At 76.1% G+C, this 19,778-nt stretch carries 11 protein-coding genes; 6 read left to right on the forward strand and 5 right to left on the reverse strand.

Features of this window, described 5'->3' with window-relative positions:
* The first annotated feature begins 289 nt into the window (after positions 1-289).
* The 6 genes from ACFXPX_RS34450 (at position 290) to ACFXPX_RS34475 (ending at position 13,997) form a co-directional block, all read left to right on the forward strand.
* A complete protein-coding gene (locus ACFXPX_RS34450) occupies positions 290-1,147 on the forward strand; it encodes a DUF4132 domain-containing protein (protein WP_380644428.1) in 858 nt (285 codons plus the stop codon).
* Positions 1,144-6,360 (forward strand): hypothetical protein, encoded by a 5,217-nt coding sequence (locus ACFXPX_RS34455; protein WP_380523158.1) that lies wholly within the window; start codon positions 1,144-1,146, stop codon positions 6,358-6,360. The genes ACFXPX_RS34450 and ACFXPX_RS34455 overlap by 4 nt, the downstream gene beginning before the upstream one ends.
* Positions 6,357-7,538, forward strand: coding sequence for an AAA family ATPase (locus ACFXPX_RS34460; protein WP_380644429.1), 1,182 nt, complete (start codon positions 6,357-6,359; stop codon positions 7,536-7,538). The genes ACFXPX_RS34455 and ACFXPX_RS34460 overlap by 4 nt, the downstream gene beginning before the upstream one ends.
* Positions 7,539-7,540: 2 nt before the next feature.
* On the forward strand, positions 7,541-11,335 hold the full coding sequence (locus tag ACFXPX_RS34465; RefSeq protein ID WP_380644430.1) for a DUF5682 family protein: 3,795 nt from the start codon (positions 7,541-7,543) through the stop codon (positions 11,333-11,335).
* The gene (locus ACFXPX_RS34470; RefSeq protein WP_380644431.1) at positions 11,332-13,443 is read left to right on the forward strand and encodes a hypothetical protein; all 2,112 of its coding nucleotides are present in this window, start codon (positions 11,332-11,334) and stop codon (positions 13,441-13,443) included. Before ACFXPX_RS34465 ends, ACFXPX_RS34470 begins: the two co-directional genes overlap by 4 nt.
* 101 nt (positions 13,444-13,544) lie before the next feature.
* Positions 13,545-13,997 (forward strand): MarR family winged helix-turn-helix transcriptional regulator, encoded by a 453-nt coding sequence (locus ACFXPX_RS34475; protein WP_375891991.1) that lies wholly within the window; start codon positions 13,545-13,547, stop codon positions 13,995-13,997.
* Positions 13,998-14,080: 83 nt separating this feature from the next.
* Here ACFXPX_RS34475 and ACFXPX_RS34480 read toward each other — a convergent pair whose 3' ends face one another.
* The 5 genes from ACFXPX_RS34480 to ACFXPX_RS34500 form a co-directional block, all read right to left on the reverse strand.
* Positions 14,081-14,656: an ATP/GTP-binding protein gene (locus ACFXPX_RS34480; protein ID WP_375891989.1), complete on the reverse strand. Its 576-nt coding sequence runs from the start codon at positions 14,654-14,656 to the stop codon at positions 14,081-14,083.
* 96 nt (positions 14,657-14,752) lie between these two features.
* A complete protein-coding gene (locus ACFXPX_RS34485) occupies positions 14,753-15,136 on the reverse strand; it encodes a DUF742 domain-containing protein (protein ID WP_207813170.1) in 384 nt (127 codons plus the stop codon).
* Positions 15,133-15,564, reverse strand: a complete 432-nt coding sequence (locus ACFXPX_RS34490) for a roadblock/LC7 domain-containing protein (protein ID WP_375891987.1) — start codon at positions 15,562-15,564, stop codon at positions 15,133-15,135. The genes ACFXPX_RS34485 and ACFXPX_RS34490 overlap by 4 nt, the downstream gene beginning before the upstream one ends.
* Positions 15,564-17,726 (reverse strand): sensor histidine kinase, encoded by a 2,163-nt coding sequence (locus ACFXPX_RS34495; RefSeq protein ID WP_380644433.1) that lies wholly within the window; start codon positions 17,724-17,726, stop codon positions 15,564-15,566. Before ACFXPX_RS34495 ends, ACFXPX_RS34490 begins: the two co-directional genes overlap by 1 nt.
* 461 nt (positions 17,727-18,187) lie before the next feature.
* A complete protein-coding gene (locus tag ACFXPX_RS34500) occupies positions 18,188-19,525 on the reverse strand; it encodes an acyl-CoA dehydrogenase family protein (protein ID WP_375891985.1) in 1,338 nt (445 codons plus the stop codon).
* Between the last annotated feature and the right edge of the window lie 253 nt (positions 19,526-19,778).

The following is a 19,778-nucleotide window of genomic DNA, read 5'->3' on the forward strand; positions in this document are numbered from 1 at the left end:
CCCCGCCCGCGGGCGCCCCGGTCATCGCCCCGGGGGCGCCCCGGGGGGTTGGGGCGGTTCGGGGGTGACGGGGGCGCCACCCGCCGGGGGTGGCGCCGCCTTCACGCGTCCGCAGGGCCGCGGATCGGTCCTGCGTACCCGATCGACCACCCGTTCGAGTGGTTTCAACTCGTCCGCCCCCGGCCGCCTCCCCCCGCCCGTCGCGTTGTCAGTGACCCTCGCTACGTTCCTCGCATCGCTGGTCAGCGGGGCGATCCGAACGACGTTCCCCGGTGGGAGGAGTACGGCTGTGGCATGGGTGGAAACGGGCGCGGGAGGGTACCGCGTCACGCTCGACGGAGAGGGCCGGGTGGTGTGCCGCAACGCGGCGGGCCGCCCCCTCAAGTCCGTCCCGTCGAAGCTCGGTGACGACCCGGTGGTCGCCCAGCTCAAGCAACTCGCCGAATGGCTCGCCGCGCACGAGCGGCGCTGCCAGGAGGACGTCGAGCGGTGGATGGTGCGCTCGCTGCCGGTCCCCGCCGCCGTGCTCGCCGCCGTCTGGCCCGACGAGGCCTGGCAGTCCGTCCTGCGGGACGTCGTGGTCACCGGCGCGGACGGCGCCGTGGCCGGCTTCCTGCGCGACGCCGACGCCGAGCGCGGCCTCGGCCTGGTCGACCTCGACGGCGACACCGTGCGCCTGACCGACGGCCAGGTCCTGATACCCCACCCGGTGCTCCTCCCGGACCTCGACGACCTGCGCGAGTTCGCCGTCGAACTCGGCGTCTCCCAGCGCGTCCAGCAGCTCTACCGCGAGGTCTGGCACCGCCCCGAGGAGCCGGCCGCGGGCACCGAGGTCCACACCTACGCCGGCGGCCGCTACCGCGAACTGCGCGAGCTGGTCGGGCGCTGCGCCCGGCTCGGCTGCCGGGTCCGCGGCGGCTCCGCCGTCCAGCCGATCACCGAGGGCGGCCGCACCGTCGAGGCCCGGGTCTGGGTCGGCGACTACTACGAGTACGACGCCTGCGAGACGGGCGCGCTCAGCTGGGCCGGCCCCGACGGCCGGTCCCTGCCGCTCGCCGAGGTCGGGCCGGTCGCCTGGTCCGAGGGCATGAGGATGGCCGCCGCGCTCCACGCGGGCCGCACGATCGAAGGGGAGGACGCCGCATGACCACCGGCCCGATGACCACCACCGTCCCGCAGCAGCGCGCCGCGGAGCCCGAGGCACTGCTCGACGCCGGCGCCGTCCTGCCGCCCGGCACCCTGGCCGACGCCGGCCGCCCCGACAGTGCCGCCGACGTGCTGACCGCGCGCGGCTACACCCACCCCGCGCTGGACGGCCGCCAGATCGTCCGGCTGGTCCCCGGCGCGCTCGGCCCCGCCGAGGACCTCGCCCTGGACTTCCTCGGCCTCGCCCCCGAGGGCGCGCCCGCCGAGGTCGGCCAGGTCCGCCAGGAGGCGCTCGGCTTCCCGGCCTGGGCACTCGTCCACGACCCGGCCAACGGGCACCACGCGCTCGCCCTGGTCAAGGAGCTGGAGCGGCTGGCCCGCCAGGCCCGGTCCAAGCCCGGCGCCGCCAAGGACGGCTTCGACGAACTCGCCACCCGGCTCGGCCGCGCCGTCCCGCACTTCCTGCCCACCTTCTGCGAGGAGGTCGGCCGGATCTTCCTCACCCACGGCAACCAGACCTACGCCGCCGCCTGGTTCGGCAAGGCCCGCGAGGCCGAGCGCACCCACAACCTGGCCGTCGACGAGGAGCGGCTGCGCGCCGTCTTCCTGGAGTTCGCCCTGGCCGGCGCGCTCACCGTCAAGTCCCTGCGCCAGTACGTCAAGGAGCTCGCCCGGCGGCTCGACCCGCAGACCGCCTGGCTGCGCTTCCGCCAGCTGTGCACCGAGCGCTCCGCGGCCGGCATGGCCCCGTACGCCGGGGTCGCCGAGGACGCCCGCGCGCTGATCCGGGCCGCCGGGCTGGACCGCGCCGCGCACGAACGGGCGCTGCTCGCCGAGCTGCTGGAGTCCCCCGCGGTCAACCGGGCGCCCGCCGCGTTCTGGAAGTCCTGGCACGGCGCCCTGGTCGAGCTCGGCAGCGACGACGCCGCGGTCCGCACCCGGCTGCTGGAACTGCTGCCCGACCCGGCCGCCGGCGGCACCGACGCCGCCGCCCAGGACTCCGCCTGGCTGGCCGTCCTCGCCGCCACCGGCGCCGAGGACCTGCTCACCGGCCCGCGCGCCGAGGGCGCCGAGCCCGCCGCGCAGTGGCTCCGGCGCTGGTGCAACCACCTCGGCCGCGGCTGGCGCAACCGGCCCGGCTGCCCGGCCACCCTCGCGCTGGCCGGCCGGATGGTCGAGCGGCTGCGCGCCGACGCCGTCCCGGTCGACCTCTTCACCGGCATCAGCGGCAGCCTCACCCGGCTCGACCTGCTGGAGCTCCTGCTGGCCGAGGGCGTCCCGGTGGCCGACCCGCCGGCCGGCCTGGGCTTCGACCTGCGCGAGTGGGTCACCCAGAGCGGCCCGGCCGCCGCCGACGCTCCGACCGGCGCTCCGACCGGCGCTCCGAGCGCCGCGACCGACGGGGCCAGGACCATCGGCGGCTCGCTCGCCGCCGTCGCCGCCGACGCACGCTTCCGGCCGCTGCTGCGCCGCTCCGCCCCCGGCGCCTGGGCGCAGGCCGTCGAACACCGCTGTGCCGCGCTCCCCCTGCTGAACGAGCTGTTCCGGGAGTGGGCCGAGGAGCGCGCCGAGGAACTCACCGCCGTCCGCGGCCTGGCCGGCGCCGTCGACCTGGTCCGCTCGCTGACCCCGCACCGCACCGCCATCCGCACGGTCGCCCCGGCCGCCGCCGAGAAGATCGCCGCGCTCGACGTCGCCGGGCTGCTCGCCGGCGCCCTCGCCGCCGGGATCCTGGACGAACTCGGCTGGCCCGCCCTGGAGGAGGCGCTCGCCCGGCTCGCCGACCCGCCCGCCGCCGACGCCCTCCCGGACACCGCCCCCGGACACCGCCCCCGCGGCCTGAACGACCTGACCGTCGAGGACGCCTGGCCGTACCTCGTCCTCGCCCGCCACGACCGGGCCCTCGTGGTCGGCCCGGACGCCATCCTGCTGGAGCACACCCTGCGGGTGCCCCCGCTGCCGGGCGTGCGCAACCGGCCCCGGCTGCGCCTGGTCGACGGCGAGCTCCTCGTCGTCTGGTACGAGGGCAACGAGCAGAAGGCCTACTGGTCCGGCCGCCCGGACCAGACCTTCGAACTGACCGGCCGCACCATCGCCGGCTACTACTACGGCGAACGCCACCCGGACGACACCTCCCTCCCGCTGCCCGGCGGCGGCCGCACCACCGGCGCCCGCCCGCTGCACCCCGGCGACACCCGGCTGCCCGAGGAGCACCCCGTCCTCGGCGACGGCACCGGGTACTGGACGCTGCGCCACGCCCCGGACGGCACCCCCGTCCTGCGCGAACTCGACCCGGCCACCGGCACCCTGGGCCGGGCCGCCGAACCGCCGGTGATCGCCGCCACCGCAGCGGCCGGCCGGCTCGTCACCGGCAGCACCGGCCTGCTGCCGCTGCAGCCCGGCCTGGAGGGCACCCCGCTGGGCACCGACGGCACCGTGCTCGGCAGCTGGGTCCGGCACGACCCCGGGCGCGCCGTCACCACCTTCACCGCCGACGGGCAGCGCATCGTCCTGCCGCTGAACGAGCGCACCGACACCCACATCCTCCCGGTCGGCCGGCTCGCCCTGCCCGGCGCGCGGGGCCCGGTGGTCAGCCGCACCGGCGAGTTCCTCGACCTCGGCCTGCCCGACCTGGCCGAGCGCTCCGACCGCACCGCCGACCTGCGCTCCTGCCGGTCGGGCGAACTCTCCGCCGCCGGTACCGCCCTGGTCCCGCCGTACGACCACTGGCACGCCCTGAGGCCCCGCGACGAGGCCGGTTCCCGGGTGCTGCGCGCCCTGACCGCCGAACAGGCCGCCCGGCTGGTGGACCTCGCCTGGCCGGTCGACGCCGAGCCCGTCCCCGCGGACGAGCAGCGCTGGATCACCGTCCAGGGCGTACGGCGCCCGCTCGCCCAGCGCGGCGAGGCCCGCAACAGCCTGCCGGTCGAGGCGGTCGGCGCCGCCCTGCCCGCGATCACCCACCCGCTGCTGCTGGCCGGCGTCGCCGGGTTCGCCCGCACCGCCGCCGACCTGCTCGACCGGATCGCCCGGTTCCTCCCGCAGCCGGAGGCCGAGCGGCCCAGCAAGGCCGAGGCCGCCGAGTGGCGCCCCGAGCACGGCCGCGACCACCAGCTGCGCGACGCCGTCAGCGCCGTCCTGCCCGGCACCCCGGGCCTGGGCAACAACTGGGGCGACTCCGAGCAGTACTGGGTGCTCAACAACCTGCGCGCCGTCACCGCCGCGTTCACGGCCCCGACCGCCTCGACCGCCCCGACCGCCCCGACCGCTGAGGCTGCCGCGGCCGCTGCGGCCGTCCCGACCGCCGTGGAGGGCGAGGGCTGGACCGCCCAGGGCACCGTCACCCTGCGCGGTGGCGAGGCCCACCACGGCTGGCGCAACCTGCTCGGCCGGGTGGACGTCCTCGCCCACGCCATCGCCGACCCGCTCACCCCGCCGGCGCACCGCTCCACCCTGGTCCTGCTGCTCGGCGAGCTCACCAAGGGCCCGCTCGCCGACCGCGGCGCCACCCTGCGCGAGGTCGTCCTCGGCGAGACGGACGAGCGCGCCAAGGGCCGCCGGCCAGAGGCCTACCGCCAGGGCGAGGTGTTCCGCCGCGGCGACCGCACCGTGGTGATCCTCGACTACCGCCACCAGCAGGAGGACGGAACGGCGCACTGGCGGGCCGTCGACCACGACCCGAGCGGAGAGTTCGGTCCCGTCGCCCACTTCACCACCCTGGAGGAGCGCCGCACCGAGGAGCGGGTGAACACCGCCTGGACCGAGAAGTTCCGGCGGGTCGCCGCCCTGCGCGGCAGCGTCCCCTGGCAGAGCGAGCACGCCGCCGCCTTCGCCGAGCTCACCGGCATCGGCACCGCCCGCGCCACCCTGCTGCTCTGCCCGCCCCCCGGCCTCCTGAACTGGGGCAACGTCGAGGTGCCCGCCGAACACGGCCTCAAGACCGCCGAGGTCAGGGCCGCCCAGGCCTGGCTGCGCAACCACGACCACCACGCGATCGCCGACGTCTGGGGCGCCCTGCTGCCCCTCGACGACCCGAAGCGGCTGTGGACGGAGGGCCCCGACACCGCCGCCGCGGCCGAGGCCTGGATCCGGCACTTCGGACGCCTCGTCACCCTCCCCGAGGACGCCCTGGCCGGCGTCCAGGGCGTGCCCATCGGCACGATCGAGGAACTGCTCAACCCCGGCCGCACGCCCTGGCTCACCCGCACCACCGCCTACCGGCTGACCACCGGCAGCCGGGCCGCGCTCCAGCTGGAGCCCGCGGACGCCACCGCCGCCCCCGGCCCCGGCACCCTCCCGGGGGCGATCGACGCCCTGCGCTGGCTCGGCTACCACCTGCCCGCCGACAGCCCGCTGCGCCCGCTGCTGCCCACGGCCGCCGCCGCGCTGCGCACCCGGCTCGCCGACCCCGAACTGCTGCTCGGATTCGGCCTGGTCAGCACCACCCAGGGCACCTCGGTGTCGACCGTCCTGCGCGCACACTTCGGCCGGCCCGCCGAGGGCGGAGCCGACCCGGACGGCCTGGTCCGCTGCGGTCCGGCCGTCGTCCTCAGCCCCTACCGCACCGAGTACGAGCAGATCTGGCTGCGCCCCGCCGGCCTCACCGGCCCGGACGACCCGCTGATCGACCTGCTCATCGGGCTGACCGACGGCTACTGGTCCGGCTCCGACCTGGCCGCCGTCCGGTCGATCCTGGGCGGCGAACCGGAACGCCTGGCCGCGGGCGCCCCAGCCGTGCCGGCCGCCGACGAGGGCCCGGCCTGGCTGCAGAACCCGCAGCTCAGCGCCCCCGAGCTGGTCGCCGAGGCGGCCCGTACCCACGGCCTGGGCGAGGACGCGGCCGCGCTCTACCTCCAGCTGCTCGCCCTGCCCGACCCGACGGACCGCAACGCCGCCCGCTGGACGGGCTGGAAGCCCGCCCGGCTCAAGCGCGCCCGCGCCGAACTCGCCGCCGGCGCACTGGTGCTGGAGGCGAAGCGGGCCCGGGCCGGCCGCAGCCTCTTCCTCCCCGGCGGCTGGCAGGAGGCCAAGGCCCCCGCCCTGCCGGTGGAGACCTGGAAGGCGGGCCTGTACCAACTGTCCACCCACCGGCCGGTGCTGCCGCACCTGCCCGTGCCCGAACTGTTCGCCCGCGCCTGGCAGCGCACCCTCGACGGCGACACCCCCGGCTACGAAGAGCTCCGGACCAGCAAGCGCAGGAAGGCCCGCCGATGAGCGCCACCGACACCACCGCCACCGACACCACCGCCACCGGGACCACCGCCACCGACTCCCCGGTACGGCAGATCGTCCCGCCCGAGGAGAAGCACGCCGCCGAACTGGAGTTCCTCGCCGCCCACGACAGCGGCCCGCGCCCGCCCGGCTGGCGCCTCACCCCGCGCGCCGTGGTCACCTTCGTCATGGGCAGCGGCGGCGAGAAGCTCAAGGCCGGACGCCGCAGCCTGGCCGTCGAGCCCAAGTTCGTCGGCGAGCGCGCCCTGGTCGAACGCTGCGTCGTCACCCTCGCCGGCGAGCGCGGCCTGCTCCTCGTCGGCGAACCCGGCACCGCCAAGTCGATGCTCTCCGAACTGCTCGCCGCCGCCGTCTGCGGGACCAGCGCGCTCACCGTCCAGGGCACCGCCGGCACCACCGAGGACCAGCTCAAGTACGGCTGGAACTACGCCCTGCTGCTCGCCAAGGGCCCCAGCCGCGAAGCCCTCGTCCCCTCCCCGGTGCTCACCGCGATGACCACCGGGGCCGTCGCCCGGGTCGAGGAGGTCACCCGCTGCCTGCCCGAGGTACAGGACGCCCTCGTCTCCCTGCTCTCCGAACGGCGCATCGCCGTACCCGAGTTGGCCGGCACCCCGGACGGCCAGCTGCACGCCGCGGCCGGCTTCACCCTGATCGCCACCGCCAACCTGCGGGACAAGGGCGTCAGCGAGATGTCCGCCGCCCTCAAGCGGCGGTTCAACTTCGAGACGGTCGGCCCGATCGGCAGCCTGGCCGCCGAGGTCGAGCTGGTCCGCCGCCAGTCCACCGTCGCCGTCGCCCGGGCCGGCGCCGGCTACGCCGTGGACGACGCCGTCCTGGAGGCCCTGGTCACCGCCTTCCGCGACCTGCGCACCGGCCGCTCCACCGAGGGCTGGGAGGTCGAACGCCCCTCCACGGTGATGAGCACCGCCGAAGCCGTCTCCGTCGCCACCGCACTCGGCGTCACCGCCGCCTACCTGCCGGACGGCGGCGACCTCCTCGGCCGGCTCCCCGGCCAACTCCTCGGCGTGGTCCGCAAGGACGACCCGGCGGACGCGGCCCGGCTGCTCGGCTACTGGGACGGCCCGGTCCGCCGCCGGGCCGAACAGGGCGCCGCCACCTGGCGCACCCTGTGGGACCTCCGCCCGGCGCTGGAGGCCTGACGATGACGAGCAGCGCGGTGAGGACCACCACCCCGGACGACCCGGCCGTCCGCCCCGGCCCCGGCGCCGTATGCGGCCCCGGCACCGATCCCGGTGCTGACCTCGGCACGGCCCCCGGTACCGATCCCGGCACCGACCCCGCGGTCCGGGCCGAGACGGCCCGGCTGGCCGGCTCCGGCACCGACCGTCCCGGGCCGTACCTGATCGGTGTGCGCCACCACGCGCCCTCCCTCAGTGCGGTCCTCCCCGCGCTGCTCGACGCCGCCCGGCCCGAGGCCGTCCTGGTCGAACTGCCCGCCGAGTTCCAGCCCTGGCTCGACCACCTCGCCGACGAGGCCACCGAGGCCCCCGTGGCCCTCGCCGCCGCCCCGGCCGGCGGGGACGATGCGGACGGGGACGACGCGGGCGCGGCCCCCGGCGGGCTCGCCTTCTACCCCTTCGCCGACTTCTCCCCGGAGCTCGTCGCCCTGCGCTGGGCCCGGCGCAACGGCGTCGAAGCCATCGCCTGCGACCTCCCGCTCGCCCACCGCACCGGCCCCGTCGGCCCGCGCGGCCGCCGCCCCGTGGCCGGCCCCGACACCCCCGGCGTGGCCGACGCGCTGCGCCACCGCCTCACCGGCCGTGCCACCGACGACGACCTCTGGGACCGCCTCGTCGAGACCGCCGCCCCCGGCTCCGGCCCGGAGGCCGTCCGGCGCGCCGCCCTCCTGGTCGGCTGGGCCCTGCGCCACGACGCCGGAACCGGCCCCGGCGTCGACCCGTACGACCTGCGCCGCGAAGCCTGGATGCGCGCCCGCATCCGGGCCGCCTCGGCGGGCGGACGCCGGACCGCCGTGGTCGTCGGCGCCTTCCACGCCCCCGCCCTGCTCGACGGGCCCACCGCCCCCGAGGAGCCGCCCCGCCCCGACGAACCCGGGCACGTGCTCTCCCTCATCCCGTACACCTACCCGCTGCTCGACGCCCGCTCCGGCTACCCGGCCGGCATCCGCGACCCAGAGTGGCAGCACACCGTCCTCGACGCCGGCGGCGACCCCGAGCGCCTCGACGAGGCGCTCACCACCACCGCCGTCCGGATCTGCGCCGCCCTGCGTGCCCAGGACCACCCCTCCGGCCCCGCGGACGCCCGAGAGATCGTCCGCCTGGCCGGCGACCTCGCCCGACTGCGCGGCCACGCCGCCCCCGGGCGCGGCGAACTCGTCGAAGCCGTCCAGTCCGTGCTCGCCCAGGGCGAGCCCCTCGGCCGCGGCCGGGCCGTCGCGCGCGCCCTCGAACAGGTCCTGGTCGGCACCCGCACCGGGCGCCCCACCCCGGCCGCCCCGCGCAGCGGCCTCGGCCCCGCCGTCGAAACCCTGCTCGCCGACCTGGGCCTCCCCGGCCCCACCGACCCGGGCCCGCGCGAACTGCGCCTCGACCCGCTGCGCAGCCCCCTCGACCGCCGCCGCGAGATCCTCCTCCACCGCCTCGCCGCCTGCGGCGTCCCCTACGCCGACCCCGTCCCCACCACCGGCCCCGGCGGCACCGAAACCCTCGGCACCCGCTGGCGCCTGCACTGGACCCCCACCGTCACCGCCCTGCTCACCGTCGCCGGCACCCGGGGCGTCACCCCCGCCCAAGCCGCCGAGGGCGCCCTCCGCAGCCGCCTCCCCGACGACCCCACCCCGCGCGAGATCATCGACGGCCTCACCGCCGCCGCCTCCTGCGCCCTCCCCACCCTCACCGCCACCCTCCTCACCCGACTCACCACCACCCTTCCCGCCACCGCCACCCTCCCCGACCTCCTCGCCGCCCTCGCCCTCCTCGACCGCCTCACCGCCGGCCACCTCCCGGTCACGGCCCCCGGGGAAGCACCTGCGGGTGCGGCCGGTCCGGCGGAGTCAACGACTCCGTCCTCCAAGGGTGTTGACAGTCGGACCGGCCCCGGACTGCCGCTGCGGGCGGCGATGGACCTGTTGACCGCCGTGGCGGTGCGGCAGGTGGAGGGGTTGGGGGGTTCGGACGATCCCGCGGATGCGCGGGCGTTGGTGGAGCTGGCCCGGCGGGCGGACCAGCTGGGCGGGGTGCGGCTGGGGTACGCGCTGGGGGAACTCGCCGAGCGGGGGAGCCCGTTGGTGCGGGGCGCGGCCGGGGCGGTGCGGGTGCTGCTCGGGCAGGAGTCCGCGCAGGTGTTCGGCGGGCGGGCCGCGTCCTGGGTGGACGGGGCGACCGACGTGCGGGCGCGGCAGGTGCTCGGACGGTTGCTGGTCGGGTTGTTGACCGCTGCCGAGGGCCTGTTCGACAGTGCGCCCGAGGCGCTCGAACCGGTGCTGGAACGGGTCGGTTCGCTCTCGGACGCCGCCTTCCTGGACCGGCTGCCCGCGCTGCGCGGTGGCTTCGACACGCTTAGCCCGGCCGCCCGTGACCGGCTGCTGGTCTCCGTCGAGGACCGCCTGGGCACCCGCCTGGCGGCCCTGCCGGAGCAGACCGACCCCGCTCTGGTGGCCCGTTGGGTCCGCGCGGACCTGGCGGCCCGCCGGGTGCTCGCCGGGAGAGGCCTGCTGCCGGCCGCTCCCCGGACCGCCGACCAGGTGTCCGAGCCCGAGCCCGGGTCCGAGCCCGGGTCCGGGTCCGAGCCCGAACCCGGGCCCACGACGGCGACCGGCCCGGCACCCGCCCCGTCGCCCGCTCCCGAGCGCGTCCTCACGCCCGCCGAGCGCTGGCGCCTGCTGCTGGGTCGCCCGGGCACGGGCGGCCTGTCCGGCCGCAGCGCCCGACTCGCCACCGCGCTGGACGAGTTGTACGGCAGCGGCCACGGCGAGGGCTCCGGCCCCGGCCTGGACGACCGGGGTGGCAGGGGCGGCAGCAGGGGCGGCCGCGAGGCACCGTTGCCCGGAGTGCGGGAGTGGGCCGAGGAGTTGGAGGCCCTGTTCGGTCCGGGCGTCCGGGAGGAGGTCCTGGCGGCCGCCGTCGCCCAGGGCCGTACGGACGTGCTGGAGGCGATCGACCCGTCCGCCGTCCGCCCGTCGGTGGACCTGCTGCGCGCGGTGCTGGACCACGCGGGCGGTCTGCCCGAGGCCCGGGTGGCCAAGCTGCGTCCGCTGGTGCGCCGCATGGTGGACGAGTTGAGCCGCGAGCTGGCGACCCGGCTGCGCCCGGCGCTGACCGGGATCAGCGTGCCGCGCCCGTCGCGGCGCCCGGGCGGCGGGCTGGACCTCCACCGGACGATCCGGGCGAACCTGGCCACGGCCCGCCCCGGGCCGGACGGTTCGGGCACCGTGATCGTGCCGGAGCGCCCGGTGTTCCGGACCAGGGCGCGGCAGGCCAACGACTGGCGGCTGATCCTGGTGGTGGACGTGTCGGGGTCGATGGAGGCGTCCACGGTCTGGGCGGCGCTCACCGCCTCGATCCTGGCCGGCGTGCCCTCGTTGAGCACCCACTTCGTGGCCTTCTCCACCGAGGTCCTCGACCTGACGGAGCAGGTGGCGGATCCGTTGAGCCTGCTGCTGGAGGTGAGCGTCGGTGGCGGCACCAGCATCGCGACCGGCCTGCGCTACGCCCGGGAGCTGGTGACGGTGCCGTCGCGGACGCTGATCGCGGTGGTCAGCGACTTCGAGGAGGGCGGCCCGGTCAACGCGCTGCTCGCCGAGACCCGGGCCCTGGTGGACTCCGGCGTGCACCTGCTGGGTTGCGCGGCGCTGGACGACTCCGGGACGGCCCGCTATTCGAAGGCGGTCGCCGGCCAACTGGTCGCGGCCGGGATGCCGGTGGCGGCGCTGAGCCCGCTGGAACTGGCCCGCTGGGTGGGGGAGAAGGTGCGATGAACGCCACGACACAGACAGAGCGGGCTTCACAGACCGGGAGCAGCTGGCCGGGGGTCCGGCCGGAGGTGGTCGCCGAGGTGGTGTCGGGGCTGAGCGCCCGCCTGCAGAAGCGGTTGGACGGCGCGGCGGCGAAGCTCGCCGAGCGGCCGCTCAGCCGGGAGGGCGACGAGTGGCGGGTGCAGGTGGACGAGGAGGTCCTGCTCGTCCTGCACGCCCCGGGCGGGGTGGTGGCCGGCCCGTCCGACGTCCGGTGCGGCTGTCTGCTCGCCCCGGCCTGCGTCCACCGGGCCGCCGCCGTCAGCCTCTGCCCGCTGGCCGAGGCCGAGGCCGACGATCCGGGCGTCGGGACCACGCCGGCCGAGGCGCCGGGAACACCTGCCGCGACCACCACCACAACCCCGCCCGAGCCCGGATCCGAATCCCGACCTGGACCCCGACTCGAACCCGGACCCGAGCCGGGACCGGAACCCGGACCCGCCGCCCTCACCCCGGCCGAACGCGGCGCCGCCCGGCACCTCCACCGCGCCGCCTGCGCGCTGCTGGCCGCCGGGGTGAGCGGGGCGGGCGCGGTCGCCCAGGCGGAGCTGCTGCGGGCCGGCCACGGGGCGCGGGTCGCGGGGCTGTACCGCCCGGCTGCGGCGGCGGTCGCCGTGGTGACCGGGATCCGGGCGGCGCGTTCCGGTGCGCCCGACCACCGGCTGGCGGACCTGGTGGCGGCGCTGCGCGAGCTGCTCGGCCTCACCACCGCCCTGAACACCCTGACTGCCGTGACCACGCCGACCGCCCCGGTCGCCCCGGTCGACGCCCCGACCCCGCCCGCCGCCCCGACCCCGCTCGCCGCCCTGCGCGGCACCGCCCGCCAGGCCTACGCCGAGGAGGGCGGCCTGCGGCTGTACGGGCTGTTCGCCGAGCCGGTGCTGACCGCGACCCACGCCGGGGCGGTCAGTTGGGCGGTGGACGCGGGTGGCCGGCTCAGCACGATCGCCGAGGTGACCCCGCACGGCGATGTCACGACCGCCGCCCCGCTGGCCGTCGCGGCGGGCAACCGGACGGTCCGGCTGGGCGATGCGGCGCTGAGCCACCGTGAGTTCAGCCGCGCGGGGCTGGCGGTCCAGGGCGCGACCAGGTCCACCGGCGGGCGGCTGGGCGCGGGTGCCTCGGTGCGGGCGGTCCGCGCGGCGGGCGCGGCCTGGACGGCGGAGCCGGTGGCCCGGCTCTGGGCCGAGCCGCCCGCCGCCCAGGTGGCCCGGGCACTGGCGGCGCAGGAGCTGCCGTACGGGAGTCGCCCGGCGGGGAGCGACCTGTTGTTCCTGGACGTCGTCCTGCTGGGCACGGCCCCGACCGGTCCGGGCGGGGCGCTCCAGCTGCTCGCCCGTCCGGTCGGGGGCGACACGGTGGTCGCGCTGCGCCCGGGGCACGAGCACCCCGATCTGGCCTTCCGGGCCAATCTGGCCCTGCTCGCCACGGCCCCGGGCCTTCGGTTGCGGCTGATCGGACGGCTGGAGCGCGCGGACCGTCCGGAACTGCGGGTGCTGGCGATCGGCACGCCCTGGGACGGCTCCGACCACGACGGCCACGACGGCCACGACCGCCTTGCCCTGCCCGCCGACCGGGCGGACCGGGTCAACCTCGGCCTGGAACGCCTGCAGACCGCTGACCTGCCCGCCGGCCCGTCCACCGGGCCATCCGCCGATCTGCCCGCCGGGCTCCCGGCCGAGCTCCCCACCGCGCCGCCGCTCGGCCCGCCGGTGCACGTGCTCGGCCGCCGGGTGGAGCAGACCGTCACCACCGGCCGGTCCGCGCCGGCGCCCGGCGCGGCCACGGCGGCGGCGGACCGGGCCCTGCTGCGGGCGTCGGGGCTGGCGACCGCCGCCGAGCTGCTGGACGGCCTGCGGGCGGCTGCCGCGGACCAGCGGCGTGACGTGTTCGGCCGGATCGTCGCGGACGACCACGACGCCTTCGCCACCGCCTGGCTGGCGGCCGCCGACTACACCGAGGCGCTGGCGACCGCGCTCTGCTCCGCCTCCTGGGGCGGCGAGCAGGACGACTCGGAGGACGGCCCGGAGGACGGCCCGAAGAATGGGATGGAGGACGGGAAGGAGCTGTGAGCCGATTTATTTGCAGAGACCGATAATCGGCGCCGAATGGCATACTTGTACGAGAGGGGACAGCTCAGGACGCACAGGTGAACGTGAAGGGAAGGCGAGCCATGGCCATCCGCGACGACGCGGCCGAGGTCCGGGCCGGTGGCTGGCGGACGCTCGCCGCCCTGCACGGGCTGATCGACGCCGCGCTGGAGAAGGCGCTCCAGGCGGAGCACAAGCTCTCGGTGGTGGAGTACACGGTGCTGGAGGCGCTCTCCCGGCAGGACGGCTGGCACATGCGGATGCAGCAGCTGGCCCGTGCGGCGGCGCTGAGCAGCAGTGCCACCACCCGGCTGGTGAGCCGCCTGGAGGACCGGGGCCTGCTCAGCCGCTACCTCTGCGCGGACGACCGGCGCGGCATCTACACCGAGCTGACCTCCGAGGGCCGCGCCCTGCTGGAGGCCGCCCGCCCGGTGCACGACGCCACCCTGGAGGCGACCCTGGCCCAGGCCGCGGAACTCCCCGAGCTGGCCCCGCTGGTCGACGCGCTCGCCGAGCTCAGCCCGACGAAGGCGTGATCCCGGCCCAGGCGTGACCCGGGCGGCTACCGCCGCCCGGCCGCCTCAGCGCCGCCTGGTCGCCGCACCACCGCCTGGCCGCCTCAGCGCCGCCCGACGGCCAGCGCGTCCCGGTGCACCCGGTCGAGCAGGGCGAGCAACAACTCCTTGCTGGACGCCCGCTCCCGGACGTCGCACAGCACCACCGGCACCTCCGGCCCGAGGTCGAGGGCCCGGCGGACGTCCTCCGGGGTGGCGTCGCGGCGGCCGTGGAAGCAGTTGACCCCGATGGCGAAGGGGATTCCGCGCTGCTCGAAGAAGTCCACGGCGGCGAAGCTGGATTCGAGCCGCCGGGTGTCGGCGAGGATGATCGCGCCGAGGGCGCCGAGGGCGAGGTCGTCCCACATGAACCAGAAGCGGAACTGCCCGGGCGTGCCGAAGAGGTAGAGCACCAGGTCCTCGCGGACGGTGATCCGCCCGAAGTCCATCGCCACCGTGGTGGTGGACTTGCCCTGGACGCCTTCGAGGCTGTCGACCCCGATGCTGGCGCGGGTCATCCGCTCCTCGGTCTGCAGCGGTTCGATCTCGCTGACCGAGCCGACCATGGTGGTCTTCCCGACGCCGAAGCCGCCGGCGACGAGGATCTTGACCGCGCCCGGCACCAGGCTCTGGGTCGTCAATTCGGGTCTCCTGGGGAGGAACTGTGGGGATGCTGCGGGTGCGGTGGATGCGGTGGACGCGACGGGTGCGGCGGATGTCACGGACGCGGCAGCCGGTCAGAGTCTGCGGACGCCTTCGATCACGGCCTGGATCAGGGAGATGTCCGGTGCCTCGGCGAGCTGGACCGGGGCCCGGGTGAGGATCAGCCGGGCCTCCGCCAGGTCGTCCAGCAGCACCTTGACCACGCTCACCGGCAGGTCCATGGTGGCCGCGATCTCGGCCACGGCCAGCGGGCGTTCGCGGCACAGGTCGAGGATCGCGGCCGGTTCGGGGGTCAGCCGGCTGGTGTCGGTGCGCGGGTCGGCGGTGACCACCAGGGTGATCAGCGCGAAGCCGTCACGGACCGGGCCGGTGCGCCCGTTGGTGATCGCGTAGGGGCGGACCAGGTGGCCGGCGTCCTTGTCGTAGAACCAGCCCTCGTCGGCGTCGGCGCTGGTCACGCACCGCCACCCGCGCCGGGTCGGCCCGCGTCGCTGCGCGGCGCCGCGGTGAGGTACTGGCCGACCTGCTTGACCAGCATGTTGATCTCGTAGGCCATCAGTCCGGCGTCCACCTGCTCGCTGGTGAGGACGGCGAGCCGGGCGCCCTGTCCGGCGGTGGTGACGAACAGGAACAGCTGGTCCATCTCGACCACGGTCTGCCGGACCCGTCCGCCGTTGAAGCGGTGTCCGGCGCCGCGGGCCAGGCTCTGCAGGCCGGAGGCGACGGCGGAGAGGTGCTCGGCGTCGGCCCGGTCGAGGCCCTGGGACGTGCCGACCAGCAGTCCGTCCTCGGAGAGGACGATGGCGTGCCGGGTCTCGGGTACCCGCGCCACCAGCTGGTCCAGCAGCCAGTTGAGGTCGCGCTGGGTCTCGGTGTGCTGCGTCATCACTGCTGTTCCTTGGCTTCCTGAACGGCGGGGGCTTCCGCGGTGCCCTCGGGGGCGGAAGGTGCGGCCGGGTGGGGGGCGATGGCGGGCGCGTCCGGTCCGGTACCGGTCGCGCGGGCGCTGCGGGTGCCGCGCTGGATGGCGGCCATGGTGGCGCGGGACCGCGTCGGCGAGGGGTCGTCGGCCTCGCCGAACCGGGGGCCGGCCGGGGCGGGGCGGGCCCCGTACGGCGAGGACGGCGTGGTCGGGGTGGACGGCGGCATCATGGTGCCGGGCGCGTTGGCCTCGCGGAGCTGCTCGGCGAGGCTGGCGTTGCGGACCCGCTGCGGCAGGATGCGCGGGGTGCGCAGTTCGCCGTCCGGGCCGTGCTCCACGCTGTCCTCCTGCGGGCGTTCGTGGGTGGGCGTCGACCGGTCGGCGGGCACCCCGTCGAGACCGCCCGCCGAGTCCACGACGGCCGGATCGACGACCGCAGGATCGACGACGGCCGGGTCCGCCTGAGCCCCGTCCACAGGCCCGGGGGTCGCGCCGGCGCCCGGGTCGAGTGGTGCGGCGAGCTGTGCGGCGAGTTCCGCCGACGGCCCGGTGGGCAGGTCGTACGGGCGCGGCAGCACGGGCCGGGGGACCACCACGGCCCCGGGCAGCCCGGGGATCTCGGCACCGACCGTCAGCCCGGCGTTGTCGAGGACGGGCCCGCCGTCCTCACCGTCCGGCCGCCCGAACTCCTGCGGCCCGAAACCCTGTTGGCCGAACTCCTGCGGTCCGAACTCCTGCCGCGCGAGCAGCTCGCCGAGGATCACCCCGCCGTCGGCCCCGCCGCCTGCCGGCTCCGTCGGTGCCGTCGGGGAACCGACGCCACCGATCCCGTCGACCCCGCCCGAGGTGCTGCTCGTCAGTCCGTTGAGCACCCCTGCCAGCGCGCCGGACAGCTCGTCGTCGACCACGCCGAAGTCGCCGTCGGACTGCCGCGGTTCGGGCACCGGGGTCCGGGTGACCCGCGCGCCGGACGGCAGCCCGGGCACCGTGGCCGGCTGCTCCGCCTGCTCCAGCAGCACCGAGGGCACCAGCACCACGGCCCGGGTGCCGCCGTACGGCGAGGGCCGCAGGGTGACCTGGATGTCGTGCCGGGCGGCGAGCCGGGCGACGACGAACAGGCCGAGCCGCAGGTCGTCGCCGAGCGCGGAGACGTCCAGCTCGGGCGGGTTGGCCAGGTACTCGTTGAGCCGCTCGTACTCCTCCTCGGTCATCCCGAGGCCGCGGTCCTCGACCTCGACCGCCAGGCCCTTGGGGACCTCCTGGGCCGAGACCTGCACCTGGGTGTACGGCGGGGAAAAGGTGGTGCCGTTCTCGATCAGCTCGGCGATCAGGTGGATCACGTCGGCGACGGCCTGCCCGCTGAGCGAGGCGCGCGGCACGCCCTGGACGACGACCCGGGCGTAGTTCTCGGTCTCGGAGACGGCGCTGCGCAGCACGTTGACCACGGGCACGGCGTTGCGCCAGCGCCGGGCGGGCAGTGCGCCGCCGAGGATGACCAGGTTCTCGGCGTTGCGCCGCATCCGGGTGGCCAGGTGGTCGACGGCGAACAGTTCGCGCAGCAGCTCGGGTTCCTCGTGCTCGCGCTCCAGCGCGTCGAGCATGCTGATCTGCCGGTGGATCAGGATCTGGGTGCGGCGGGCGATGTTGAGGAAGACCTTCTTCGTCCCCTCGCGGCCCTGGGCCTGGTGGACGATGGCGGCGACGGCGGCCTGCCGGACGGCGGCCAGGCCGTCGGAGGTCTGCTGGACCTCGTCGCCGACCCGCCGGGACGGTGCCCAGGTGGGCGGGGTGGGCACCGGCTCCCCGGCGCGCAGCCGGCCGACGATCTCGGGGATCTCGTGCTGGGCGAGCGCGAAGGTGTCGCCGCGCAGTCCGGCGAGCCGGGCGGACAGCGACCGGGCGGCCCGGATGCCGCGGACCAGGCTGACCAGCAGCACCAGCGCGACGGCGGCGGTGCCGGCCAGCAGCGCGGTGCGGTTCGCGGTGTCGCGCAGCAGGTAGGCGGCGTAGCCCCAGGCGGCGGCGAGGCCCAGGCTGGGGACCAGCACGAGGGCGAGGAGCGAGCTGCGGAGGGAGCCGGACCGGCCGGCGCGGTGGCCCGTGCGGGGGGCCGATATGCCTGGCATCTGATTCCTTGTTGCAGGGCCGAGTTGCAGGCCGGGTCTCGGGTCCGGACGGTGGGTCGGCCCGAGCGGACCGGACCGGGCGTCAGGGAGCCGAGGCCCGGGGTCGCCGGACGGGGTGACGCGGTGTCACCGTCCGTGCGGGTGCAGCTCGGCCGCCGACGGCAGGAAACCTATCAGTCCCAGGTGGCCCCATCGCAACATCAACTGACGATATGTGAACGGGCGATGGCAGGAACGGCCAGTTCCGGTCGGAGCGTTCGCCGACGGATCGTCGCAGCTCAGCGCGGTCGGTGCGGAGCGGGGACGGCTCCCCGGGAGGTCGGTGGGCCTCTCGGGGAGCCGTCAGGAGCAGGTCAAATCGTCGTCATACCGAAAGTTCGCCACCATCCGGGCGGCAGCCGCGGATCCGGCGCTCCCGCCGCGCGGCTCAGTCCTCCGCGCGGATCACCCCGCCGCGCGGCTCACCCCGCCGCGGAGAGCGGCACCACGCGAGCGCTCCGGACGCCCCGGACCCCGCGCGGGCTGTACCCGTACAGCTCCTCCGCCGGGGAGACCCCGGCGGCGCGGGCGGCCCCGGAGGCCCCGGACTCCAGCGCGTTGAGCTCGGTCCACGCCCAGCTCGCCAGGTCGGCCAGCTCGGCCGACCACTGCTTGCCGTAGGTGCCCGTCGCGACCTGTCCGAGCCGCAGCTTCTGCACGTCCGAGGTGCCGGCCGGGGCGTAGATGTGGGTGGCGTCCCGCAGGTAGCGGATGATGTTGTGCTCCTCCTGGGTGCCGCGCGCCGCGAAGATCTCCATCGCCTGACGTGCCGAGTCCATCGCGTACTCGGTGTTGATCAGCTTGGCGTTCATCAGCTCGGCGTCGCAGGCCTTGCCGTTGTCGAGCAGGTGCGAGGCGTGGTAGGCGGCCAACTTGGCCGTCATCAGCCGGGACTGCATCTCGCCGAGCTTGAGGGCGATGCTGTTCAGCTGGTTGATCGGCTTGCCGTAGAGCACCCGCTCCTCGGCGTAGCGCACCGTGTCCTCCACCACGGCGACGTGGATGCCGAGCGCGACGGCGCCCAGGTTCAGCCGGCCGTACAGGGTGGAGGAGGAGTAGGCGACGTCGAGGCCCTGCCCCTCCTCGGCGAGCCGGTTGCCGACCGGGACGCGGCAGTCCTCGAAGACGAGCTCGCCGAAGCTGAACCCGTGCAGGCCGCCCTGGGTGCCGACGGTGCCGGTGCGGAAGCCGGGCCGGTCGCTCTCGACCAGGAAGGCGGACAGCCCCTTGCTGCCCCGGCCGGTACGGAAGACCACGCCGTGGACGTCGCCGATGTGCGAGTTGCCGACGAACACCTTGCGGCCGTTCAGCACGTACTCGTCACCCTCGCGACGCGCGGTGCCGCCCATGCCGAGCACATGGCCGCCGGACTCCGGCTCGGTGACCGCGATCGTCGGCAGGCACTCCCCGGAGGCGAACTTCGGCAGCCACGCCCGGCGTTGGGCGTCCGAACCGAAGTGGATGACCTTGGCGACGCCGAGCTGGGAGGCCTGTGCCATCGCGCCCATCGCACCGCTGACCCGCGCCAGCTCCTCGACGATCACGGTCTTGGCGAGGTGTCCCAGGCCCAGGCCGCCGAACTCGCGCGGGATCGTGACGCCGATCCAGCCGCGGCGGGCGATCTCCCGCGAGAGCTCGAACTCGATCTCCCGGTCGGCCTCCATCCGGGCCACCTGAGGACGCACCTCCTTCTCCGCGAACTCACGCACCTCGGCCCGGAGGCTCTCGTGTCGTTCGTCGGTGAAGTAGTCCATCGCCATGCTTGGTCCTCTCATTCCGGTGGGTGTCGTGCCTCCCGTTCATGCCGTAGATGCCGCTCCGGCCGCTCCCCCTGAGGGTTCGGGTGGGGGTGTGGAGGTGTGGCGGTGCCGATCGCTTCCAAGCCATCGGTGCATGCGGACCTGGGGTCCGTCTTCGAACTCCCGTCTGCGGGCCGACGCCGGGGCACGCGCCTCGCCGCGTTGTCGTCGGTCGCCAATGCGCTGCATTGGGCTCCCTCCTCCGCCTTGCGAT

This window comes from Kitasatospora sp. NPDC059146 (assembly GCF_042786665.1).
In the GTDB taxonomy this organism is placed as follows: Bacteria; Actinomycetota; Actinomycetes; order Streptomycetales; family Streptomycetaceae; genus Kitasatospora.